The organism is Ruminococcus sp. OM06-36AC (assembly GCF_003438725.1).
Classification (GTDB): Bacteria; Bacillota; Clostridia; order Oscillospirales; family Ruminococcaceae; genus Ruminococcus_C; species Ruminococcus_C callidus.
In genome coordinates, this window is sequence record NZ_QSTT01000012.1 from 49,492 (window position 1) to 72,814 (window position 23,323).

Annotated in this window: 18 protein-coding genes; 10 read left to right on the plus strand and 8 right to left on the minus strand. The window is 51.4% G+C overall.

What is annotated here, in order from left to right:
* Positions 1–39: 39 nt before the first annotated feature.
* Together DXB92_RS08940 and DXB92_RS08945 are read left to right on the plus strand one after the other, a co-directional pair.
* A complete protein-coding gene (locus tag DXB92_RS08940; protein ID WP_117733613.1) occupies positions 40–5,895 on the plus strand; it encodes an ATP-binding protein in 5,856 nt (1,951 codons plus the stop codon).
* Positions 5,892–6,959, plus strand: a complete 1,068-nt coding sequence (locus DXB92_RS08945; RefSeq protein ID WP_117733614.1) for a hypothetical protein — start codon at positions 5,892–5,894, stop codon at positions 6,957–6,959. The genes DXB92_RS08940 and DXB92_RS08945 overlap by 4 nt, the downstream gene beginning before the upstream one ends.
* A gap of 89 nt (positions 6,960–7,048) precedes the next feature.
* On the opposite strand, the gene DXB92_RS08950 is transcribed toward DXB92_RS08945, so the two are convergent.
* From DXB92_RS08950 to thrH, 3 genes are read right to left on the minus strand one after another with little or no spacing between them, the layout of a single operon-like run.
* Positions 7,049–7,372, minus strand: coding sequence for a cupin domain-containing protein (locus DXB92_RS08950; protein ID WP_117733615.1), 324 nt, complete (start codon positions 7,370–7,372; stop codon positions 7,049–7,051).
* Positions 7,365–7,634 (minus strand): GNAT family N-acetyltransferase, encoded by a 270-nt coding sequence (locus DXB92_RS08955; RefSeq protein WP_117733616.1) that lies wholly within the window; start codon positions 7,632–7,634, stop codon positions 7,365–7,367. The genes DXB92_RS08950 and DXB92_RS08955 overlap by 8 nt, the downstream gene beginning before the upstream one ends.
* A gap of 12 nt (positions 7,635–7,646) precedes the next feature.
* On the minus strand, positions 7,647–8,246 hold the full coding sequence (gene thrH, locus DXB92_RS08960; RefSeq protein WP_021683362.1) for a bifunctional phosphoserine phosphatase/homoserine phosphotransferase ThrH: 600 nt from the start codon (positions 8,244–8,246) through the stop codon (positions 7,647–7,649).
* Between the two features lie 415 nt (positions 8,247–8,661).
* Here thrH and polA point away from each other — a divergent pair, with 415 nt between their 5' ends.
* The 8 genes from polA to DXB92_RS09010 all read left to right on the plus strand — a co-directional run bounded on the left by polA (position 8,662) and on the right by DXB92_RS09010 (position 18,263).
* Complete coding sequence (polA, locus tag DXB92_RS08970; RefSeq protein WP_117733618.1) at positions 8,662–11,247, plus strand: DNA polymerase I; 2,586 nt, start codon at positions 8,662–8,664, stop codon at positions 11,245–11,247.
* Positions 11,231–11,677 (plus strand): ribosomal protein S18-alanine N-acetyltransferase, encoded by a 447-nt coding sequence (gene rimI, locus DXB92_RS08975; RefSeq protein WP_117733619.1) that lies wholly within the window; start codon positions 11,231–11,233, stop codon positions 11,675–11,677. Before polA ends, rimI begins: the two co-directional genes overlap by 17 nt.
* Positions 11,678–11,917: 240 nt before the next feature.
* A complete protein-coding gene (tsaD, locus tag DXB92_RS08985; RefSeq protein WP_117733621.1) occupies positions 11,918–12,949 on the plus strand; it encodes a tRNA (adenosine(37)-N6)-threonylcarbamoyltransferase complex transferase subunit TsaD in 1,032 nt (343 codons plus the stop codon).
* Between the two features lie 500 nt (positions 12,950–13,449).
* The gene (locus DXB92_RS08990; RefSeq protein ID WP_021683370.1) at positions 13,450–14,142 is read left to right on the plus strand and encodes a hypothetical protein; all 693 of its coding nucleotides are present in this window, start codon (positions 13,450–13,452) and stop codon (positions 14,140–14,142) included.
* Between the two features lie 20 nt (positions 14,143–14,162).
* Entirely contained in the window at positions 14,163–15,182 is a 1,020-nt protein-coding gene (locus tag DXB92_RS08995) for a GGGtGRT protein (RefSeq protein WP_021683371.1), read from the plus strand.
* Between the two features lie 273 nt (positions 15,183–15,455).
* Positions 15,456–16,124: an L-serine ammonia-lyase, iron-sulfur-dependent subunit beta gene (gene sdaAB, locus DXB92_RS09000; protein ID WP_117733622.1), complete on the plus strand. Its 669-nt coding sequence runs from the start codon at positions 15,456–15,458 to the stop codon at positions 16,122–16,124.
* 1 nt (position 16,125) lies between these two features.
* Positions 16,126–16,995 carry an L-serine ammonia-lyase, iron-sulfur-dependent, subunit alpha gene (gene sdaAA, locus DXB92_RS09005; protein WP_117733623.1) on the plus strand — a complete coding sequence of 290 codons (870 nt, stop codon included), beginning with the start codon at positions 16,126–16,128 and terminating at the stop codon, positions 16,993–16,995.
* 383 nt (positions 16,996–17,378) lie between these two features.
* Entirely contained in the window at positions 17,379–18,263 is an 885-nt protein-coding gene (locus DXB92_RS09010) for a fumarylacetoacetate hydrolase family protein (RefSeq protein ID WP_117733628.1), read from the plus strand.
* Between the two features lie 356 nt (positions 18,264–18,619).
* Here the strand turns inward: DXB92_RS09010 and DXB92_RS09015 are convergent, their stop codons facing one another.
* The 5 genes from DXB92_RS09015 to DXB92_RS09035 form a co-directional block, all read right to left on the minus strand.
* Entirely contained in the window at positions 18,620–20,041 is a 1,422-nt protein-coding gene (locus DXB92_RS09015; protein ID WP_147330043.1) for a hypothetical protein, read from the minus strand.
* Positions 20,007–20,570 carry a sigma-70 family RNA polymerase sigma factor gene (locus DXB92_RS09020; RefSeq protein ID WP_021683378.1) on the minus strand — a complete coding sequence of 188 codons (564 nt, stop codon included), beginning with the start codon at positions 20,568–20,570 and terminating at the stop codon, positions 20,007–20,009. The genes DXB92_RS09015 and DXB92_RS09020 overlap by 35 nt, the downstream gene beginning before the upstream one ends.
* Positions 20,571–20,853: 283 nt before the next feature.
* On the minus strand, positions 20,854–21,783 hold the full coding sequence (locus tag DXB92_RS09025) for an acyl-CoA thioester hydrolase/BAAT C-terminal domain-containing protein (RefSeq protein WP_117733625.1): 930 nt from the start codon (positions 21,781–21,783) through the stop codon (positions 20,854–20,856).
* 285 nt (positions 21,784–22,068) lie between these two features.
* Positions 22,069–22,368: an AzlD domain-containing protein gene (locus DXB92_RS09030; protein ID WP_117733626.1), complete on the minus strand. Its 300-nt coding sequence runs from the start codon at positions 22,366–22,368 to the stop codon at positions 22,069–22,071.
* Positions 22,365–23,180: an AzlC family ABC transporter permease gene (locus DXB92_RS09035; protein ID WP_341473038.1), complete on the minus strand. Its 816-nt coding sequence runs from the start codon at positions 23,178–23,180 to the stop codon at positions 22,365–22,367. Before DXB92_RS09035 ends, DXB92_RS09030 begins: the two co-directional genes overlap by 4 nt.
* Positions 23,181–23,323: the final 143 nt, after the last annotated feature.

Here is a 23,323-nt window from a genome sequence, read left to right on the forward strand (position 1 = left end):
ACAAAATTTATACCGGCATACTTACAGGAGGTACAACCAATGAATTTATTAGACCAAAAACTAGCCGCATTGCCCATAGGCAGTCATGTTCGACTTGTACACAAATCCGGACAGATCATTGAGGGCGTTGTCATGGAAAATGACGGAAAAGACGCTCTTTCGGTACAGATCACATCAACAGCCACGCTGCGGTACGATCAGATCGGCATACTGGAGGAATGTACACAAGCCGGCATGCCACAGCCAAAACCAGCAGCTGATCCTGTTTTGCAAGCAGCACCGGTACAGCCGGCAGCGGTTCCGGCACCAGCGGCTCCAAAACAAAAACCAGTATCTGGTTTTGAAAACATGCAGATTCCATGCGATAAAGAAGCTGTAACACAGGCGTTTAAAGCTATGGAATCCCAAGAGAAAAAAGCTCTGACAACAGGATATAATAAGTATCTGAATTATCTGCAAAGTCATGAAACTTCGAAGTGTCAGGAGGCAGTTCAGCTGGCGTGGAATGTGATCGAAGAAAATGAGTGGGATTATAATCCTCGTGTCAATTTTTTTCTGGGCTTGCTGCAACTAGTCTGTGAAGACTATGATATGGCAGCAGAATCGCTGTTCTATGCCGGTAATCTGCGGTATGCCTACTGTGCGGCATATCAGGGGGCACAGAAAAAAGAAGAACGGGAATACGCTCTCCTTGCTGCCGCTTTTGCTGCGTTGTTTCTTTCTGAGGACAATGCACTTGGCAAAGAAGAAGCCGCAGAGGTGCTGCAAAAGTCCTCTGTGCAGTTGGCAGACATCTCCGGTATCACCTATGCATTAGAACATGCTGTGGAAGAAAGCAGCAGGGCAGCTTTGAACCGCATCATTCGTTCCATTGGCGTAGATCATGGAAAGACCACGGCAGAACTGCAGGATATGCAGGCACTGCTGGAAAGTCTGCGGTATCTGTTCCCGGGGAATGCGGTGCGGAAAAAAATCACCAAATTGCAGAGCAACTCTCTGAAATCCGGCTTGGAAACCGAACCGGAATCTGTGGACATGCCGGAAACACCGCCTGCAAATGATGAGCCGGATCTCACCAAGACACACACTGGCTATATCATTTCTTACAATTATTTCGAGGAAAAGGGAAAAATTCAGGGACCCAGCGAAGAAAAGTATTCGTTTGATGTCAAGAATATTACAGATAAATCGCTTCAGAAAGAAGTCCGGAAGATCAACAAAAGAACAATGACTCCTATTCCGGTAAAGTTCCAGCTGCTGAAAAGCGGCAAAAATTATCTGGCGGTATCCATTAAACGCGGAACAGCATCGTTTTACTTGCCGTCAGCACAGTGGAATGCCGCAGTTGAAGCTGCGGCAGAAACGCCAGCCGCAGCATCAGCAGATCTGCCCCTGTCAGCTTCTATTTTCAAGGCAGCAGCGGCAGAGAAGGAAACATCTGCACCTGCTTCTGAAGAGCCCTTGGAAAAAAGTGAGGACGGAAAGCAGCTGAGTGCCGCCATAAGCCATTGGACGGCAAAAAAAGCGTATTCCAAGGTGGTCGAGGTCTGCAAGACTTATATGGATAAAGATTGCTGGGAAGATGCTTTTACAGCGATCATCATGTGTTATTTACGTATGAACAATGAAAATGAAGAATTGGGGTATCTGAACGAACTTCGTGTGTTTGTGGAAAAATATGCGGATCGGGAAGTAAAGGCGTTAAAAGCACTGGAAGCACTTCAGCAGTATTATATGAAAACACACCAATATGCAGAAACGATCCGGATCCTGAATCGCCTGATGGAACAGTGCGACCCCGGCGAGCACGGCAAGATCCTGCATTACTTGCAGGGGAAGGGACGCTGTTATCGGGAAATCAAAGACTATCCTTCCGCGATCAGCGAACTGCTGGACTGGCTGGATATTGTCAAGCGAAATAAAATTACAGAACGCTACACGATACGGAACACTTGTATTTATATCGAACTGGCAGAACTGTATTTTGAAACCGGTGACTATGAGAATGCGGAAAAATATGTCGGGCTCTCCAGCGACTGCGAACGGAAACAGGTAATGCTGCAAAATCTTGCGGACAGAAAGGCAGCATTGGAAGAAGCCGAAAGACAGACGAATGCCATGGATGCAGACAACGATGCAGATGATGGCTTCGAAGAAGGCTCTGAGCCGGAAGAATCTCTGCAAACAGCGTATGATTCCTACACGGATACCGCTGGTTTTGAAGCTCTGGGAATTGATGACAGTGCGGTTATCAGCAAGGCTCTGCACTTCCAGCCGGAACAGCTGCACTGCCTGCTCACGTATCTCAACAGTGCGGCAATGCTGACAAAGGATTCCGAAATCGTGCGGAACACAGAGGACGGCACTACTGTCTATGTGGGACAGGCGATCAGAGCGGCAGATGCAGCATTTGCCTATGCGTTTCACAGTCCGCTTCTGGACTCTGAGTATCTCAGCACAGAGATCATGGCAGTATTTGATGAGGCACAGAACGTCCTGCCGGACATCAGTGCATCACTTTTTGCAGCTTCTGCCATGCATGCCCTGTTCCATACGCCTTCTGTACCAGATTACAGCATTGAAGACTTTTCTTTCGTGGTGGAAAATTTCGGACTGGATACCTATCCGGCAATGCTGCCGCTGCTGGGCGATCTGGTAGCGTTCCGTGAAAAAACCGGATACGGCATGGACTCGTTTGCTGCCTATAAGACCAACAGCAGCGTTATTGAATCGGTCATTGACGAGGCGAAGGAGTGCTGTAATGCGGCGGATATGCGGAATGATGTGTATGAGAACCACGGACAAGTCCGCTGTACACGGGAACTGCTGTTCGCCAGCGAGGAAAGTGAACTCCGTACCTGTCTGAACATTGTTGCAGCAAATGAAACCGACAAGTTCCAGTTTGTCAAGGATACGGTGTCGGAATTGTTCATTCGTGCCAATAAGTCTATACAGATGGAATATCTGGACGTGAAAAAAGCAGATAAGTGCATTGACGATTTCTGGGAACGTGCCCGCATTGCGATCCAAAATGAGGGAAAGCACATCGCCAGACCTCATGAAAAAATCAAGGGCAGCAAGCGGAACAGCATTATGGCAACGCTGAAGCGAATGCTTTCCTGTATCTGTGACTGGCTCGCTGTGGCAGAGCATTTCAGCAGTACTGATAATGCTTTTGCCAAAAAACAGTATGACACGCTGGAGCCGAAGGTGACAGAGGAACTGACAGAGATCGTTCGCATCTGCAATGACATGCTTGCAGAGCGGGGATTCGACTGGGGCACCGAGAGCGTTCGCCGTGCAGCCACCGAACTGCTGGAAAAGATGAACGGTACATACAACACCAAAACCAGAAAGTATTTCTTCATGGACTTCCTGCGGGGCGAGGACGTTCTGCTGAACGACAACTACCTGCCGGAAACCCAGTCCACGTTCTGCGGCATGCCGGATTTCCACATTCTGTACCGCATCGAACAGCATGCCTCCAAGCCGCATCCGGAACTGCCGGAACGGCTCTCCGAAATTCTCAGCAATGTGGAAACCAAGCACAATTTCCGTACTGCAAGGCTCATCAAAGCCTATGGAGAGGACATGGACATTGCAGCGATCAGAGAACACAAGGACCTTGCCCAGTACGGGGAATGCCTGAAGCAGGCAAAGCAGCGGTTCGAAACCATGTTTCAGGATTTCTCCGATGAACTGGAACTCTGTGAAAGCTACGGCACCCTTTCGAACATCAACGGGGAAAAGAGTGCGATCATGGCGGTTGCCTACGCGTGGTACCGCATCACCCGTGTCACCAACGATTACGGCTTCTATGTCAGACTGCTGGAAGTGATCCGCAACCGCATTTCTGTCAATGCCGTGCAAAAAGGCGAACGCCTTCTGCACCAGCTGGAAGAACTGGCAGACAGTCCGGACTATGACTTTGGCGTGTTCAGCAAGGAAATGATTGAAGCCAAGATCAATGACCAGAACTATTCTTCCGCGGAGTTCATCATGAGCTGTATCCTCCGCCGCGATGTCAGCGGGATCTCTGACTATTCCGATGAGCCGTTTGGATATTTCCGCGAGTTTATCAATGAGCATGCCACCAACTACCGTGCAGTCCGCAGGGGCGGAAAGCACATTACTGAAACGATTGCCGAATATTCGGGGAAAAAAGATCTGGATCTGGCACTGCTGCATCTGACAAACAATGCCCGTAAGGAAACCAGAGGCGGTGCAAACCTGCTGAAAAGCTGGATTCCATCCGGCGGTCCTGCCAGTCTGAACCAGCTGGAAAAACTGCTCTCTTATCTGGGATTTAAGCCGGTTTCCGTTCAGCCGGACACCAGTCTGGACACAGAAGCATATCAGGTGTTCTGCCGGAAACAGATCGGTAAGATCAACTACGTTCACCCGATACCGGCGTTCGGCTCCAAGAGCGAAACAGACGGCTTCCGTGTGCTGTGTCTGTATGGCAAATACGACTGTGACAGTCTGATGGATAAGTTCCGCGAGGTCAATGCGGTGGCAAAGCATACCCTTGTGCTGCTGGACTTTGCCATGAACATGGAAGAACGCAGACGGCTCGCCAGAAAGATCAAGGAAGAAAAATCTTTCGCCACCACGTTTATCGTGATCGACCGTGTCATTTTGTTCTATCTGGCAAAGCACTATGCGGAAAATACCGTGATTCGGCGGCTCATGGCGGTAACGCTGCCCTTTGCGTACTATCAGCCTTTTGTAGAATCCTCTACACAGGACATGCCGCCGGAACTGTTTACCGGCAGAGAAGCGGAATTGACCCAAATCGAGTCGCCGGAAGGGGCAAATCTGGTTTACGGCGGCCGCCAGCTGGGCAAGAGTGCCCTGCTGAAAATGGCACGGCACAACATCGATAAAAACGGCAACGGCGACAGAGCTGTTCTGGTGGAAGAACTCAAAGACCGCAGTGCAGCAGAAGCCGTCAAGATCGTGTCCGACAAGCTGATTCTGGAGGGGATACTGGACGAATCCACCCGCTGTGACACATGGACTGCCCTCGCCGGACATCTCCAGAAGCGGTTCATGGACGAAAATCCGGAAACACGGATCCACTATCTGCTGCTGATGCTGGACGAGGCGGACGAGATCATCAAGACCAGCGGTGACACAGAGGATTCTCCGATCACTGCCCTCAAGAGCCTGCCCTCCGGCCGCTTCAAACTGGTCATGGCGGGTCTGCACAATGTAAGCCGCTATCACAGAGAAATGATGCACGAGAACTCCAACCTGATCCACCTGAACTGGATCGTCATCAAGCAGTTCCGGCGGGAAGAAGCCACCAAGCTGCTGACCTGTACGCTTTCCTATCTGGGATTCCGGTTCAATCAGGACATTATTGACAACATTCTTGCTTCTACCTATAACTTCCCGGGACTGATTCAGTTCTACTGTCAGAAGCTTCTGGAGGCAATGAAGAACGAGGACTATGCCGGCTACGGAGAATCTGTCACACCGTTTTATGAAGTGACTGAGAGCCATTATAAGAAAGTCCTCTCGGATACCGACTTCACTGAAAAAGTCGATCAGAAGCTGGAAGCCACACTGTTTACCGATGCCAAGGAACGGAGCAATTATCACATCATTGCATTGATCATTGCGTATCTGTGCTACGTTTCGCCGAATGAAAAGGGCTATACCAGGGATGATCTGCTGCGGATCGCGGAAGAATATCACATCACCCGTATCACTTCGCTGAAACCCAACCAGTTCGAAGAAATCCTGAACGAAATGCTGGATCTGAACGTTGTCAGTGTCATGGATAATTATTATCGATTCGCCACCGACGGATTCCGGAAATTCCTTGGCAGTCAGGACAAGGTGGAAAAGAGCATGGCAGACTATTTTGAGGAGGAGGTATCCGAATGATAGGGGAACTCTGGTGGAACCGCCTTGTCAATTCCGTGCGGTTTCTCGATGACATTCAGATTGCGGTCATGAACGAAAAATCGGTAGTCTTGTTTTTCGATGACGAGATTCCGTGGCAGGACATCATGATCGAAACCATTGAACAGCGGCTGGCAGATCAGAACGACGACCGCAAGCTGAGAGTGTTGAATGTATCTAGTGTATCGGATAGTAATGAAATAGGATCTTACCTGTTGGAAGAATTTTGCAGAAAAGAGGAGAAGAATGTTTACTGGCCAACCACGCACGGCAATGAAATGCGTTTTCTGGCACAGAGCCGCGACACCAATCTGAATAAGCAAGATGTCTGCCTGACTGGTATCCGACTGGAACACGCGGCAAAATGGATCGCTTCCATTTCAGAGTATATGGAAAACTGTGATCCGACAAAGGAACACGGCGTTTTCCTGCTAATGATAGAGGGAGCACCGGCGGTGGGAACCAAGCAGCTGACCGCATTCCGGTATACTGATTATGTCACGGACTATGACTGCATGATGCTCTGCCTGACTATGGTATCCGATCTGTCCTGCGGAAGAGCCGAAAAGATGTATCTCTGTGAAGTGGCAAGCAACATTGCCCATAACCACATTGAGCGTGCCGCACTGCTGGCAGCAGAAAATCTGGACTTGCTGCGGGATCCGGTTGGCGTGACGGAACGCGTGTATCAGGAAAATGACATCAAGGTCACAAACTTGCAGAACGTCGTGCGTGCTGCTGTCTGGGAGGCACAGATCAAGCTGGTATTTCCGAAGCTGGAAAATTTCCGCGTGGAGATCATTCGAAAGTATGCGTCCAAACTGCAGCAGTATCTGCCGATTCGCAGTTCCAACAATGATACAGTAGATCAGGCAGCCGATCTGGAAATCGGACAGCTGTTCTACATCTGCAAAGAGAACAGCGGCAGCAGGATCACAGACTATGCAGAATTTGAAATGCTGAAAAAGATGCGGAATGCCCGCAACATTCTGGCACACTGGGATATTCTGTCATATGAACAACTAAAAGACATTGACATGATCTAAAATAACATCATATACAAAAGACACCCCCGCACAGTCACCGGAAAATTACCGGTGAAACTGTGCGGGGGCGTTTTTGATCTATTGTTTTCTTAGAACGAAACGATCAGTTGCATCTTGAACTGTTCCTCGCCATAGACAGCATGAGGAATGTCCTTGGGCATGATCAAGGTTTCGCCGGCGTGGAGCAGGAACACTTCGCCGCCTACGGTGAACTTTCCGGTACCCTCCAGCACCGTTACCATAGCGTCGCCGCCGGCAGCGTGTGTGGAGATTTCCTCGCCCTTATCAAAGGAGAAAATGGTCATGCTCACCTTGTCGTTCTGTACCAGTGTTTTGCTGACAACCTGACCGGTCTGGTACTTCACCAGATCTTTCAGCTGTAAAACAGCCTGCTTTTCAATATTCTTATACATTTTTGCCGCTTCCTTTTTGCTTTTCCAGCCAGTGTGCCGCATAGGAGCACGTGGCAATGACTTGCTTCCCGTTTGCCTGAATCTGCTGTACTGCACGGGAAACCAACTCGCCTGCGATTCCCATGCCCCGCAGGGAATCGTCTACAAACGTGTGGTCGATGCAGCAGACACCGGCTTCTGTTTCAGGGAATGTGATCTCTGCCACACACTTTCCGGCATCATCGGTGCAGGAAATGCGGTAGGGTTCACTTTGATATTCCATATAATATGCCTCTTAAAGAGCCTGCTGAATGGCGTGCAGCAGGTCGTCGTAGGACTCGAATGCCGGCAGTTCCGGATAGTCCTTTTTGATCTGTTCGGTGCTGCGGAACAGGAATCCCGCCTTGCTTGCCTGAATCATTGCCAGATCGTTGTGGCTGTCACCGCTGGCGATGGTGTCATAACCGATCGACTGGAGAGCCTTGACTGTGGTCAGCTTCGAGTTTTCGCAACGCATCTTGAAGCCTGTGATCTCGCCGTCCGGAGCAACTTCCAGAGAGTTGCAGAAAATGGTGGGATAGCCCAGCTTCTTCATCAGAGGGCCTGCAAACTGGGTGAAGGTATCACTGATGATGATGACCTGTGTCAGTTCCCGCAGTTTGTCCAGAAATGCCTTTGCACCCTCCAGCGGTTCGATCTTCGAAATGGTTTCCTGAATCTCTTTCAGTCCCAGACCGTGTTCCTTCAGGATTCCCAGCCGCCAATGCATCAGCTTGTCATAATCCGGTTCATCTCTGGTGGTGCGTTTCAGTTCGGGGATACCGCTTTCTTCTGCGAACGCGATCCAGATTTCCGGTACCAGTACACCTTCCAGGTCCAAGCAAACAATATTCATAGTATGTGATTCCTTTCCTCATCATATGCCATGCGGCAAATTTTATAGCTTTAGGAAACACTGAATAAAGCTTGTGCGTAAGATGCGTAGTCAGATTTTTCGGCAGATTGCATAGAAATTCCGCAGGCATACTGCCGTATGGCAAGGGATTTCTGGGCAAATATGACGGAAAATCTGCACGCAGATTGCGTGCAAAGCCGTCAGGCGGGCTTTATGCAGTGTTTCCTTTATTATAACATATGTTTCCGGAGATTGCAACTGCTTTTTGCGGCGGCGATTTGTCCTTTCACAAAAACCCTCTGTACATTCCCGCAAAAATGTGCTATACTATATACATTAAGGCAACACCGCACAAAGCCCGCTTGACAGCTTTGCACGGTGTTGCCTTAGACCAATGTGAAACAGGGAGGATTACATGAAACTACTTGCCATTGACGGAAACAGTATCCTGAACCGTGCATTCTACGGGATTCGTCCGCTCAGCAATACACAGGGCGTGTTTACCCATGCCATTTTCGGCTTTATGAATATTTACCTGAAAAATCGGGACGAGGTGCAGCCAGATGCTGTGGCTGTGGCATTTGACCTGCGAAAGCCCACGTTCCGTCACAAGGCAGTTGCCACCTATAAGGCGAACCGCAAGGGCATGCCCGAAGAACTTGCCATGCAGCTGCCCTATGTGAAGCAGCTGCTGACACTGCTGGGGATTCCGGTCATCACCTGTGAGGGCTACGAAGCAGATGATATTCTGGGAACGCTGGCGGCGGCATGTACGGCACAAGATGCGGACTGTGTGATCCTGACAGGGGACAGGGACAGCCTGCAGCTGGTCAGCGATCATGTGACAGTGCGGCTTACTACCAACAAGGAAACCATTCCCTATACGCCGGAGCGTTTTCAGGAGGAGTACGGTTTTGCTCCACTGTCCCTGATCGACCTGAAAGCTCTCATGGGGGACAGTTCGGACAACATCTCCGGTGTAGCCGGCGTAGGACAGAAGACTGCTTCCAAGCTGATTCAGGCGTGGGGAACTGTGGAAAATCTCTATGCTCATCTGGACGAGGCAGGGCTCACCAAGTCGGTGTACAATAAGCTGACTGCCGGACAGGACGCGGCAAAGGAGAGCAAGTGGCTGGCAACGATCGTGACCGATGTGCCGATCGACATGGACGTGCAGCACTATCTGCCCCAGCCGGTGCAGACCGAGGAAGTCCGCAGGCTGCTGCTGGAACTGGAAATGGCAAAACTGCTGGAAAAGCTGAAGCTTTCCGGAACAGATGCTCCCGCACCAGAAACGGCAGAGCCGGCAGAACAGCAGCGGCCTCTGACGGAACAGCCCTTGACGGCGGCTCTGCTGGACACATGGGCTGCTGACAAAATGGAACTGCCCTGCTGTCTGTTTGACGGCAGCCGCATCTGCGTATACCACGCCGGCACGCCGGAAGCGGTGTACACTTCGACAGATACTGCCCTGTGGGAACAGCTGTTTCAGATGCCGCGTCTGACGTTCGGGGCAAAGCCCCAGTATCGGTTTCTGCTGGCACAGGGCATCACGCCGGACAGCGGCAGCCCTGCGGCAAAAGATGCGGAACTGGCTGCGTATCTGCTGAACTCCACCACGTCCGCCTATGAGGTCGAACGGCTCTGCGTGACCTATCATGTGCCCTATCCCCGCAGTGCAGGTGAATATGCCGATCTGGCGGCTCTCCCGAAGCTGTACGCCGCTATGGAGAAGCTGGTGGAGGAACAGGGCATGACCCGTCTGCTGCACTTTGAACAACAGCTGACCGTGGTGCTGGCGGCAATGGAACACGACGGCATTGCCATTGACCGGCAGGGCGTAGAGGACTTCGGCGTGTACTTGTCGGAACAGATCGAGGAAATGCAGCAAATGGTCTACGACGAAGCCGGACACACTTTCAACATCGGTTCCCCGAAGCAGCTGGGAGAAGTGCTGTTCGGGGAAATGCAGCTGCCCCACGGCAAAAAGACCAAGACCGGCTATTCCACCAATGCGGACATTCTGGAAAAACTGCGGGGAGAGTATGCCATTGTGGACTATGTGCTGAAATGGCGGCAGTATGCCAAGTTGAAATCCACCTATGTGGACGGATTGTTGAAAACCGTTGGGGCAGACGGCAGAATCCACACGGTGTACAAGCAGACCGAAACCCGTACAGGGCGAATCTCCTCCACAGAGCCGAATCTCCAGAACATTCCTGTCCGCACAGAACTGGGGCGGAATATGCGAAAATTTTTCGTGGCACGGGAGGGCTGTGTGCTGCTGGACGCAGACTACAGCCAGATCGAACTGCGGCTGCTGGCAAACCTGAGCGGCGACCGGCAGATGCAGGAGGCATTCCTTAGCGGGGCAGATATTCACGCAGCCACGGCGGCACAGGTATTTGGCATGCCGCGGGAAATGGTGACACCGGAGATGCGGAGTGCGGCGAAAGCAGTAAACTTCGGCATTCTCTATGGCATGGGAGCCTTTTCCCTGTCGCAGGACATTCACGTTTCCGTGCGGCAGGCGAACCAGTATATCCAGAACTATATGGCACAGTTCCCCAGCGTGGGGGCATTCATGGAAAAGACCGTGGACACTGCCCGCATCAACGGCTATGTGACCACCTATTTCCAGCGACGCCGACCGGTGCCGGAACTGCTCGCCAGCAACAAAATGGTACAGGCGGCAGGAAAGCGAATCGCCATGAACACGCCCATTCAGGGAACGGCGGCGGACATTATCAAGCTTGCCATGATCTACGTGTACCGGCGGCTGCAAAGCGACGTGCCGGACGCGAAACTGATCTTGCAGGTACACGATGAACTGATCGTCGAGGTGCCGGAACAGCATGCTTTACAGGCGGGAAAAGTGCTGGGCGAGGAAATGCAGAACGTGATCCGAAATACCCTTTCGCCGGAGGAACAGGAGAAATTCCCTGTGCCCCTGACAGCAGATGTGAGCATGGGGGAGAGTTGGTATGCAGCAAAAGGTTGAGATCGTACCGGCGGCAGAAGCCGATCTGCCGGAGATTCTGTCGCTGGCGAAAGCAGCATTTCCCGACCCGTGGACAGAACAGCAGTTCCGCCAGACCATGTGCTGTTGTTACAACCGTATCTGGTGTGCCAGGGCGGCAGGGGAATTCTGCGGCTATGCGGCAGTTTCGCTGGCAGGAGATGCGGTGAATCTGGACGACATCGCAGTTGCACCGGCGTTCCGGCGGCAGGGCATCGGCAGACAGCTTCTGGACTGGGCACACCGGCAGTTTCCGGAAAACGAATTCTGGCTGGAAGTTCGGGAGTCCAACGCCGCCGCCATTGCCCTGTATGAATCCGCAGGCTATCGGCAGGTGGGCTTTCGGAAACGGTATTACCGCGATCCGGAGGAGGGTGCTGTGCTGATGACGCGAGAGGTGAAAAAAACATGACGGAACTACTAATGCAACTGAAAGCTTTACTGCTTTGGACATTGTTGCTTGTACCTCCGTTTGCGTTGACTGCACTGAATTTGTGGAACCTTTTTGCGGAGTGCAGCGGCAGGAGAAAACTGGCTCCCAGACTGTTTGCCGGACTTTCCATATACCGTTCAGAAAAAATAAAATACCGGATAAGCACCTGCTATAGCTTTGCGGTATTGTGATAAAGTTCACAGAAATGGAGATGCAGCTATGCTGATATTAGGAATTGAAAGCTCCTGCGATGAAACCGCAGCGAGCGTTGCCAGAAACCACACGGAGATTCTCTCCAATGTGGTTTCCTCACAGGTAGAGGAACACAAACAATACGGCGGCGTTGTGCCGGAGATCGCCTCCCGCAGGCACTGCGAAAACGTGCTGCCTGTGGTACAGAAAGCACTGGACGATGCCGGTGTGACATTGGCGGAACTGGACGGCATTGCCGTGACCGCATACCCCGGACTGATCGGGGCACTGCTGGTAGGCGTGAACTTCGCCAAGGGACTGGCACTGACCGCCGGAAAGCCACTTGTGCCGACGCATCATCTGGCAGGGCACATTGCGGCGAATTACATTGCACATCCGGAACTGAAGCCGCCCTATCTCTGTCTGGTCGTCAGCGGCGGGCACAGTCATCTGGTGGAAGTGCTGACCTATACGAAATTCCGGATTCTGGGACGGACGCGTGACGATGCCGCAGGGGAGTGCTTCGACAAGTGTGCCCGTGCTATGGGCTATCCGTATCCCGGCGGCATTCATCTGGACAAAGCGTCCCAGTCCGGCAACCCGAAAGCGTTTTCTCTGCCAAAACCGAAAATTGCGGAAAATGCCTATGATTTCAGCTTTTCCGGCTTAAAAACTGCCGTGGTGAACCTGCTGCACAATGCCCAGCAGAAAGGCGAAACCATTTGTCGGGAAGATCTGGCAGCTTCGGTGCAGGCGACTATTTCCGAGGTGCTGACAGAACACACCATTCGGGCGGCAGTGGAGCACGGCTATTCCACCATTGCCATTGCCGGCGGCGTTTCTGCCAACAGCGGCGTGCGGGAATCTCTGCAAAAAGCCTGTGACAAGCGGAACTTCACCCTGTACATGCCGCCGCTTTCCCTGTGCGGCGACAACGGAGCCATGATCGCCTGTGCCGGTTCCTATGCCTTTGATGCAGGGATCCGTGCCGATTCCAGCCTGAACGCCAGTGCCACTATGGAACTGACCGACTGGGGCAATATGGGGAATGGGCGGTGATGTCTAAGGCAATACCGCACAAGCTTTATTCAGTGTTTCCTTAAAAAAGTATGGGGTATGTGTATTGTGATTACTTTGAAAAACATAAAAGTGAGTGACAAAGAAATTGTCTGTGATGCATATGTGGAAGATTGCCATACGCCAGTTTTTCTTTGTTTTGACCGGAATAAAAGGAAATGTGAGCCTTATCAACTTCCGGACGGGTATGAGTGGTGCAAGTCACATATTCATCACGCTGAAAAATATTTTTGTACAGTGGAAAATGCTGAAATATCGCGGGAAAGAGTGATCCTGTGGTATTGAAAATCAGAAGAAAGGCATCTCTTAGAATAGAGGTGCCTTTTGCAGTTTCCAAGGCTCACGGTTAGCTGTAACTAACCAAAATCAGGGCAATTGGCAAGAAATTTACAGAAAAAAGCTTGATTCTTGTCGGGAGATGGTGTATAATAGTTCCTGTATGCGAATCGTATACAATGCCATATCATGAAAGGAGTTTGACCATGATTTATTCAAACGAAGTAAACGAAATGTGCTGCGTAAAACAGGGCGTACAGCACGGTGCTGCACCGATTCCTGAGGAAGCAAAGTGGGTAAAGGCAAAGGAAATTTCTGACATTTCCGGTCTGACACACGGTGTGGGCTGGTGTGCACCGCAGCAGGGTGCATGTAAGCTGACTCTGAATGTAAAGGAAGGCGTGATCCAGGAGGCTCTGGTGGAAACCATCGGATGTTCCGGTATGACCCATTCCGCTGCTATGGCTGCAGAAGTTCTGCCGGGCAGAACCATTCTGGAGGCTCTGAACACAGACCTCGTTTGTGATGCAATCAACACTGCTATGCGTGAGCTGTTCCTGCAGATCGTATACGGCCGTACACAGAGTGCATTCTCTGAAGAAGGTCTGCCGATCGGTGCTGGTCTGGAAGATCTGGGTAAGGGTCTGCGTTCTCAGGTTGGTACCATGTACAGCACACTGAAGAAGGGTCCGCGTTATCTGGAAATGACCGACGGTTATGTTACCAAGATCGCTCTGGACGAAGACGATGAGATCATCGGCTACAAGTTTGTAAACTTCGGCAAGATGATGGACTTCATCAAGGCTGGCGACGATGCAAACACTGCTTTCGAAAAGGCACAGGGTCAGTATGGCCGTGTTGCTGATGCAGTGAAGTTTGTTGACCCGAGAAAAGAATAAGGAACAGGAGGAAACAACCCATGGCATTATTTGAATCATATGAGAGAAGAGAAAAGCAGGTTCTGGCTGTTCTGAAGGAATATGGCATTGATTCCATCGAAGGTGCAGCTGAAGTTACCAAGGCTGCTGGTCTGGACGTATATAAGATGGTAGAAGGCATTCAGCCGATCTGCTTCGAAAACGCAAAGTGGGCTTATACCGTTGGTGCAGCAATTGCGATCAAGAAGGGCTGCCGCAGAGCTGCTGACGCTGCTGCTGCAATCGGTGAAGGTCTGCAGGCATTCTGCATTCCGGGTTCTGTTGCTGACCAGAGAAAGGTTGGTCTGGGCCACGGTAATCTGGGCAAGATGCTGCTGGAAGAAGACACCAAGTGCTTCGCATTTCTGGCAGGTCACGAATCCTTCGCTGCCGCAGAAGGTGCGATCGGTATTGCTGAAAAGGCAAACAAGGTTCGTAAGGAACCGCTGCGTGTTATCCTGAACGGTCTGGGCAAGGACGCTGCACAGATCATCGCACGTGTAAACGGCTTCACTTATGTAGAAACCGAAATGGACTACTACACCGGCGAAGTCAAGGAAGTATTCCGCAAGTGCTACTCCAAGGACGCAAACAGCCCCCGTGCAAAGGTAAACTGCTACGGTGCAAATGACGTTACCGAAGGCGTTGCAATCATGTGGAAGGAAGGCGTAGACGTTTCCATCACTGGTAACTCCACCAACCCGACACGTTTCCAGCATCCGGTAGCTGGTACTTACAAGAAGGAATGCATCGAAAAGGGCAAGAAGTACTTCTCTGTTGCTTCCGGCGGCGGTACAGGCCGTACCCTGCACCCGGACAACATGGCAGCAGGTCCGGCTTCCTATGGTATGACCGATACCATGGGACGTATGCACTCTGATGCACAGTTCGCAGGTTCTTCCTCCGTTCCGGCTCACGTAGAAATGATGGGTCTGATCGGCATGGGCAACAACCCGATGGTTGGTGCGACTGTTGCTGTTGCAGTATCTGTTGAAGAAGCTGCTAAGGCTGGCAAGTTCTAAGAAACTGCGTGGTTTTTCCATGTAAATAGAAAAAGAGGGCACCTCGGCTGGTTTTGGCTGGGGTGTCCTTTTGCGTTTCTACAGCTGTTTATTGACCACATTTTGACCACATACACGCTCCAAAGCAAGCCCTGCAAAAAATACAAAACGCCCCCGAACAAAAAAGAATTCCAAGCGAAACCGGCAAATAAACTGGAATCCGTCGGAAAAGCCGGCAGTCCATTGACGGCAGAGCCGTTTTTGTGGTATACTGTTGCAGGAGGTGTGTGGCTGATGCATATATTTGACGTACTGGGGCCGGTGATGATCGGACCGTCCAGTTCTCATACTGCCGGAGCCGTGAAAATCGGCTATGTCACGCGAAAGCTGCTGGGAGAAGCACCGGTGCAGGCGAACATTCTCCTGCATGGTTCGTTTGCGGATACCGGCTCGGGACATGGTACCGACCGTGCTGTGGTCGCCGGACTGCTGGGCTGTAAGCCCGATGACCCGCAGATTCCGTCCAGCTTTGAAGCGGCAAAAAAAGCCGGCTTTTCCTTTCAGATCACCAGGGGTACATTGCGGGGAGCTCACCCCAACACAGTGAAGATCGAAGTTGTCGGAGAACACGGCAGCCAGCTGGAAGTGATCGGTTCGTCCGTAGGCGGCGGTCGCATTCGCATTTGCGAGATCGACGGGATCCGGACAGACTTTTCCGGTGAATATAATACCATTATCGTACACAACACCGATACCCCCGGACACGTGGCACAGGTGACCACAGTTCTGGCACAGAAAAACGTGAATATCGCCGCCATGCAGCTGTACCGCAACACCAAGGGCGGCTATGCGGTAATGATTCTGGAGTGTGACGACCGGATACCGCCGGACATGGTTCGCTGGCTCAGCGGACTGGACGGCATTCTGAAAATCACCAGTTATAATGCAGAGGAGGACGTGTGATATGGAACTGCGGTCTGTTGCGGCTTTGATAGAAGCAAGCCGGAAAATGCCCATCTGGGAAGCGATCCTTTGCAGCGATCTGGAAGAAGATACGCCGGAACAGCGGGCGGCTTCGCTGGAGAAAATGCAAATGCTCTGGCAGGTGATGCAGGACTCCGCCGCCGGCTATGACGGTTCTCAGCGTTCCCTCAGCGGGCTTTCCGGCGGGGACGGGGAGAAGTATACTCAGATGCTGTCCTCCGGCAAGATGATGTGCGGGACATACCTCAACGATGCCATTGCCACCGCCCTGAAAGTCAGCGAGTGCAATGCCTGTATGAAACGCATTGTGGCAGCACCTACTGCCGGCTCCTGTGGGGTGATTCCGGCGGTGCTGATTCCCTACCGGAAAGAATACCCCGATACACCGGAGGAGGAGATGCTCCACGCCCTCTACGTGACCGGCGGCTTTGGAAATATCATTGCTGAGCGGGCATCGGTTTCCGGTGCGGAAGCCGGCTGTCAGGCAGAGATCGGAGCCGCTTCGGCTATGGCAGCAGCGGCACTGGTCTACCTGCGGGGCGGCTCACCGGAAGCCTGCGGCAACGCCTGTGCCATGGCACTGAAGAATCTGCTGGGGCTGGTGTGTGATCCGGTTGCCGGACTGGTGGAAGTGCCCTGCGTCAAGCGGAACGTGGTGGGCGTGGTGAATGCTATTTCCTGTGCCAATATGGCGTTGGCAGGTATTGTCAGCCGGATTCCGCCGGACGAAGTCATTGATGCAATGGCAGAGGTGGGCAGCAGCATATCTGCCGACCTGCGGGAAACGGCAAGAGGCGGTCTGGCGGCAACGCCTACCGGAAAGCGTATCGCTGCGGAGCGAGCAGAGTAAAGGCAATACCGCACAAAGATTGTGCGACAGATGCGTCGTCAAATTTTTCGTCAGATGAAACAAAAAGCGGAGTGAATACTGGATGTATTCACGAGCATTTTTGTGAAATATGAGAGTCTGTTTCGTATCTGACGTATGCAGATTGCGTCGTCAGATTTTTGGAGAGATGAAGGGAAAAACGGAGAAAATCCTTTGTGGATTTTCGAGTATTTTCCCTAAATATCTCGGAAAATATGCACGCAAGATGCGTGCGGGAAGATACGAAACAGGCTCTGAAGGGAAATTTGCAAGCAGATGGCGTGCAAAGTCGCCAGACGCTCTTTGTGTGGTATTGCCTAAAGGCAACACTGTGGGTGCTGCCGAAAGAGAAAGAGGAAACATTTATGAAACTTGTGACTTATTTACAGAACGGAATAGAACAGATCGGCGTGCTGACACCGGCAGAAGATGCGGTTGTGCCGGCAGGCGTGCTTGGGCTGGATTTTACAGATATGGCAGAACTGGCAGTGCAGATGACCGATGCCCAGCGGGACACGGCGGCGGCTCTGCTGCCGGAAAAAGCCGGAGAGGGAATCCCTCTGGAACAGGTGAAGCTGCTGGCACCGATTCCCCGACCGGCACGGGACATCATCTGTCTGGGCGTAAACTTTTCCGAACACGCCAAGGAAAGCGTAGGCGTTATGGGGCAGGAATACGGCGGCGAACGGAAGTTCCCGATCTATTTTGCCAAGCATGTCAACGAGGCGGTTGCTCCGGGGGACAGCATCAACGGACACTTTGACATTGTCACCGATCTGGACTACGAAGTGGAAATGGCATTCGTCGTGCGGAAAGATATTCAAGGTGCCAGGGCGGAGGACGCGGCTTCCTATGCGTTCGGCTACACCATTATGAACGATGTCAGTGCACGGTGCATTCAGATGCGGCATAAGCAGTGGTTCCGCGGCAAAAGTCTGGACGGCTTTGCACCGATGGGCCCCTGCCTTGTGACGGCAGACAGCTTTGACTTTCCGCCGAAGCTGAATCTCACCTGTAAAGTCAACGGGGAACTGCGGCAGAAGTGCAACACGGAACTGTATATCCACAACATTCCCTATGTCATTGAGGAACTGTCCCACGCCATGAAAATTCCCGCAGGCACGATCATTTCTATGGGAACGCCGGCAGGTGTCGGTATGGGCTTCGTGCCGCCGAAGTACCTGAAGCACGGCGATGTGGTAGAATGTGAAGTAGAGGGCATCGGAAAAATCATCAATCCAGTGGAATAACAAAATAGAATAATAAAAACCAAAACGCCCCGCATGCGAAGGGATGAAACCGCATGCGGGGCGTTGCTTCCGGAACGTATCCCGTGTGTGGAGAAAGTTCACACAGACACATTCCTTAAAAGAGAAAATGGAAAGTTGTCAATGGACAAGTATAGGAAACACTGAATAAAGCTTGTGCGTAAGATGCGTCGTCAGATTTTTCAGCAGATTGCACAGAAATTCCGCAGGCAGACTTGGTGTCTGGCAAGGGATTTCTGGGCAATCTGACGGAAAATCTGCAAGCAGATTGCGTGCAAAGCCGTTAGGCGGGCTTTATTCCGTGTTTCCTATATTATGAAAACACACTCTGGAACTGCTTACTGTAAATCGCCAAGGGAAATTACAGTTTGTCCGCCGCCGCCCAGAATGTCAGCGTACAGATTCTGCACTTCGTCAGCGTCCATGAGGAACGCTACTGTTGCATCAACGCTTTCGCCGGGAGCAACATTGGTGATGTTGTTTTTGCTGTGTTCTCTGTCGGTGGAGAAGAGGAAGAATTCACCGTACTTCAACTCACCCAAAGTACCGTTGCAGTAGGTCGTGTCCGACATCGGCTCGCATGCCACTTCGCTATAGTCCATGCGGTCACCGTTCTTCTGGATCAGATTCGGGCAGACGCAGATCTCCTGTGTGATGCTGCTTTCGTTGGTGTAGGTGAGATGCATCACAAGGACACGCTGGGGAACGGTTTCTTCCTTGATTTTGGTATCCAGTGTGTTCACGCCGTCGCCGCGGGAGTACCATGTGCGTACATCGTCCTGAACTGTACCGTCTGCGTTGAGGTACTGGCTGTAATCCACCGGTTCTCCGATGTCATTGATTGCCGGAAGTCCGTCAAAATTGTCTTGCACAGAAACACTGTCCAGCTTGGCAGTGATGCGTGCATAAGGATCCGTGTCTGCATCTTCCGCATCATAGTAATCCGAACGAACGGTATCACCGATCTGCTGAATGGTGTAGTCATCGAACTTGTAGGTTTCGTCCGTTCCTCCGACTTCTTCCCGCGGCTCGCCGTCCCACAACTCGGCTGTTTCTTTGTCAGAAGGTGTCAGACTGAGATTTTCTGCAATCTTTTCAATTTCTTCCTTTGTCATGTCGGTTGTTGCGTAGAATTGTACTGCATAGTTGGAGTCCGGAAATGCGACCCAGACATCCTTGTCAAAAATATCCTCGCCGGACTTTCCGGTGGTGTCGGTCACCGCATAGAGAACAGTGTTATTGCCGCAGGTGAGCGTTTCCTGTGAAACGCTGTAGCTGACCGTGTGCGTCAGGGCAGCTTCCTGACTGCCCATCTTATAGAACGACATGGTTATGCCGCGGCCGTTTGCATCTCTGTACTTTCCGCAGCTGGGATCGATCGCCATTCCCTCCGGCATCCAGCCGACCTGTAATGCCATGATCTGATCCGAAACGCTTTCGCTTTTCGGAATGACGACTTCCTGCTGATAAACGCCGTCCTTGGTCTGGAAATAACCGCGGATCTGGGTGGAAGCATATACGGCAGTGGGGAGTATTACAACGGCTGCCGCTACAGCAACCAGTGCGGTCATAGACTTTTTCATGTGGAATTTATGCGATCTCATAGGACTTTCCTCCATCTGGTGCAGCATCTGCTGTTTCCGGCGGGCATAGCGTTCCGAAAAAACGTGGGGCTGTGCGTCTGATGTAAATGCGTCGTTGACGATGTTGTTCCATTCGGTGTCGTTATACGGAAAAGAGTTGTGTTCGGATTTCATCATAAAGTTCCCCCTTTTTTTGTTGGATTGCCTTTCTGGCACGTTCAAAGCGTTTTCTTGCAGCGGCTTCTTTCATAGAGAGCCGCTCGGCAATTTCGCGAAAGGATAACTCCTCCTCGCACCGCATCAGGACGATCTGCCGGTCCAGGTCGTTTAGCGGCTCTAACATTTCGGCAATGGATTCTTCCTGTGCAATGTTGGCGAGAAGCTGTTCCATGTCATCTTTCTGGTTGGGGACCTGCAAAATGCGGTCGTCCCAGACGGTATAGCGTTCGGAATCCCGTTGGTTCTGCCGGTATTGGTTGATCGCTGTGCTGCGAATGATCGAAATGATGTAATGCTTGGTCTTTTCGCTGCGAACGTCGCCGATCTTTTTCAGATTTTTTAGGATTCGGAGGAACGCATCGGATACAGCATCTTCCGCCTGTTCTGTATGATGCAGGATTGCGTAAGCGATGCGATACATGGGCTGTTCGTAGATGTCATAGAGCAGCTTGAGTTTTTCCTGTTCTTTTTCTTTGTGCGTAGCCATTTGCTCACCTCTTTCTGAAACGGGCTGTCATTCCTGTGCATCGGTCTTTCGCCCGTCTGCATATCATAACCGTCTGGCGGTATCGATTTGTGACAGAGATTCCAAAAATTTTAAGAGAACCTCAAATCACAGCTGCACTGGTCTTTCGCCCGTCTGCATATCATAACCATGTGGCGATGTCGATTTGTGACAGGGGTTCCAAAAATCTCAAAAACCGACTTCCAGCAGCGTTTCTCTGACTGAAGGTCGGTTTGATGATGCATTGCATGATTGTGTGTTTCCTTTACTCCGTGATCCACTCCTGAATGGCTGCCGAAAGTCGCCGGTCAATGTCCTTTCGGGTTGCTTCGCACTCGTTGGGATACTCCTTTGCCGCACGGAAAACAAATTTCAGTACCAGCTTCAGCCCTACGGGGAGAGCCAGTCGGAGCATGGATTCGGGCAGGACAAAATGCGTGCCGTGCTCATAGACCACTGCTTCGTAATTGCAGCTGTGGGGACGTTCTTTCAGCCGCTGTTCCATGCGGCGAACATACTTTCCCGCTTCCCAGAAGCTGTCGTCATCTGCTCCGATCAGAATCAGTTTGCCTTTGATGTTCTCGATCTTTATCATTTCTTCTTCCGTATGCTCTCTTGCTTTTTCGGAGTCGATAAACAGGCAGGTGCTGCGGGTAATATCTCCCGAACCTTTTGTTTCCTCTTGGATTTTTTGATAGTACACGGGGTGTTCATAGACGAACGGCATATACGCCAGCGGCTTTCCCTGCCACGACAGCGTGGACGCATGGGGAACCGGCCACTCCTTGCAGCCGTCTTTCTCGCCCTGTTCGAATCCCTGCCAGATAAAATCGCTTGCCGTAAGCCCGAATGTCAGCGTGATGTCCGGAAAGTAGGAAGCTGCTGCCAGAGAATCCATGCCCGCTGTGCTCATGCCCATGATGCCGATCTTCTGGTTTCCGTGGCTTTTGAGCCATTGGATAGCTGTTTCGATTCGCTCCAGCGGGTAGTTGACATGGCTGTAATTTTTCACATCAGGTGACATGCACAAGACGTTCACGCCATTTTTGTGCAGCCATTTTGCACCGCACTTTGCCATGAAATCATTCGGATCATCGCCGAACAACCCGATCATGGCATGCTTCGCACCCTTGGGGTTGGGGTAGTATGTCCCATAAAATCCGTCGCTGTTATTCTGAAAGCAGAGTTTCTTCATTATGTACCTCGATTTCTGGGGCAGCACCGTACATATTTTGTGTGGCACTGCCTATGGGTTTGTTACTCCTAACTCCAATAGTATAGCACAAACCGGCACAGAAGTCAACAAAGTGAAACACACAGCACCCAAATTAAGAACCTCCCCTGAAAGGTGGAGGGGGTTCTTTCGTGAAATCTTTTTATGATATTTTTAAGGCATTACCAGTTCATTTTGAAAATTGATTTGTATGAACACACAGCAAGTCCCCACATGCAGATTACCTTTTGCATATGGGGACTTGTATCATACAAAAAATCCTGTAACGAGAGCCGCTGCCGAGGCTGCCAGAGCCACCACGATCAGGGGCAGGTTCCAGTACGCCAGTAAAACTGCGACGACTGTTCCTACGGCTGCTGTGATCACGTTGCCCGTGGAGTAGAAAATGGCAGGAATGGTCATGGCACTGAGCACTGCGTAGGGAATGTAATAGAGGAAGCTTTGCAGAAAATGGTTCTGGATCTTTTTCCGGAAAACCGTAAACGGCACAACACGGATCAGATAGGTCACGCCTGCCATAATGGCAATATAAAGAATCAGGCTCATGTGCGTTCCTCCTCCGGAATGGGAAAGACGATCGCCCCGAATATCGATGCCAGAACTGCACACAGAATAATGGCGAAGCCGCTGGAAACCGCCGTGAACACGTACCGGAACAATATGCTGCACGCCGCCGCCAGAGCGACCACTGCCAGCACGCTTTTTTTCTTGCGGGAAACCGGAACGATGATTGCCAGGAACATGCCGTACAGCACGATGCCCATGGCATCAATGATAAACTTGGGCAGAATTTGTCCCGCCGCTGCCCCCAGCAGTGTTCCCAGTGTCCAGCCCAGAAATGCGATCAGGATCAGCCCGTACATGTAGGCGGGGCAAATGGTGCCGGACTGTGCGGAGGCTACGGCGAAAATTTCGTCGGTGATACCGAATGCCGCCGCCATGCGTTGGGGGAGCCGGAACGTTTTGTCCAGCTTCTGGGACAGGGAAAAGCCCATGAGGGCATACCGGAAGTTAATGGTCAGCTGAGTCAGAGCCATTTCCAGATAGGAACCGCCGGCAGCAATCACGCCTACGCCGGCAGCCTGTCCGGCAGAGGTGACATTGGTAATGGAGATTGCCACGGCGGCAGAAACCGACAGCCCTGCACGCACCGCCATGATGCCGAATCCAAAGGAAACGGAGAGGTATCCCAATGCAATGGGGATTCCCTGTAAAATGCCTTTTCGAAATGCTTTGTTCAATGTGATGATGTCCTTTCCGGAGCCTGCGGACAGGCTCATGTAAAATGTCACAGCCAAAACGGCACAGTAACTTTTATTATACCACAATCCGACGGAAAATGCAAATTTTTTCAGCATTTGATTTTCTAAGGAAAAATGTAAAATTTTCTTGTGTTTTTGTGTGTGGTATGGTATAATAAGAAAGACGGGAACGGGAAGTTTCTGGAAAAATCGGAATTTGTGTGACGAATTATGATATTTAATTTAGAGACGAGGTTGTT

Coding starts and splice junctions, on each gene's coding strand:
- DXB92_RS09020 (WP_021683378.1), bottom strand. CDS start 20,570: ATGGCTACGCACAAAGAAAAAGAACAGGAAAAACTCAAGCTGCTCTAT.
- sdaAA (WP_117733623.1), top strand. CDS start 16,126: ATGGAACTGCGGTCTGTTGCGGCTTTGATAGAAGCAAGCCGGAAAATG.
- sdaAB (WP_117733622.1), top strand. CDS start 15,456: ATGCATATATTTGACGTACTGGGGCCGGTGATGATCGGACCGTCCAGT.
- DXB92_RS09010 (WP_117733628.1), top strand. CDS start 17,379: ATGAAACTTGTGACTTATTTACAGAACGGAATAGAACAGATCGGCGTG.
- DXB92_RS09030 (WP_117733626.1), bottom strand. CDS start 22,368: ATGAGCCTGATTCTTTATATTGCCATTATGGCAGGCGTGACCTATCTG.
- DXB92_RS08950 (WP_117733615.1), bottom strand. CDS start 7,372: ATGTATAAGAATATTGAAAAGCAGGCTGTTTTACAGCTGAAAGATCTG.
- tsaD (WP_117733621.1), top strand. CDS start 11,918: ATGCTGATATTAGGAATTGAAAGCTCCTGCGATGAAACCGCAGCGAGC.
- DXB92_RS08945 (WP_117733614.1), top strand. CDS start 5,892: ATGATAGGGGAACTCTGGTGGAACCGCCTTGTCAATTCCGTGCGGTTT.
- DXB92_RS09035 (WP_341473038.1), bottom strand. CDS start 23,180: ATGCTGAAAAAATTTGCATTTTCCGTCGGATTGTGGTATAATAAAAGT.
- polA (WP_117733618.1), top strand. CDS start 8,662: ATGAAACTACTTGCCATTGACGGAAACAGTATCCTGAACCGTGCATTC.
- DXB92_RS08995 (WP_021683371.1), top strand. CDS start 14,163: ATGGCATTATTTGAATCATATGAGAGAAGAGAAAAGCAGGTTCTGGCT.
- DXB92_RS08990 (WP_021683370.1), top strand. CDS start 13,450: ATGATTTATTCAAACGAAGTAAACGAAATGTGCTGCGTAAAACAGGGC.
- thrH (WP_021683362.1), bottom strand. CDS start 8,246: ATGAATATTGTTTGCTTGGACCTGGAAGGTGTACTGGTACCGGAAATC.
- DXB92_RS09015 (WP_147330043.1), bottom strand. CDS start 20,041: ATGATGAAATCCGAACACAACTCTTTTCCGTATAACGACACCGAATGG.
- DXB92_RS09025 (WP_117733625.1), bottom strand. CDS start 21,783: ATGAAGAAACTCTGCTTTCAGAATAACAGCGACGGATTTTATGGGACA.
- rimI (WP_117733619.1), top strand. CDS start 11,231: ATGCAGCAAAAGGTTGAGATCGTACCGGCGGCAGAAGCCGATCTGCCG.
- DXB92_RS08955 (WP_117733616.1), bottom strand. CDS start 7,634: ATGGAATATCAAAGTGAACCCTACCGCATTTCCTGCACCGATGATGCC.
- DXB92_RS08940 (WP_117733613.1), top strand. CDS start 40: ATGAATTTATTAGACCAAAAACTAGCCGCATTGCCCATAGGCAGTCAT.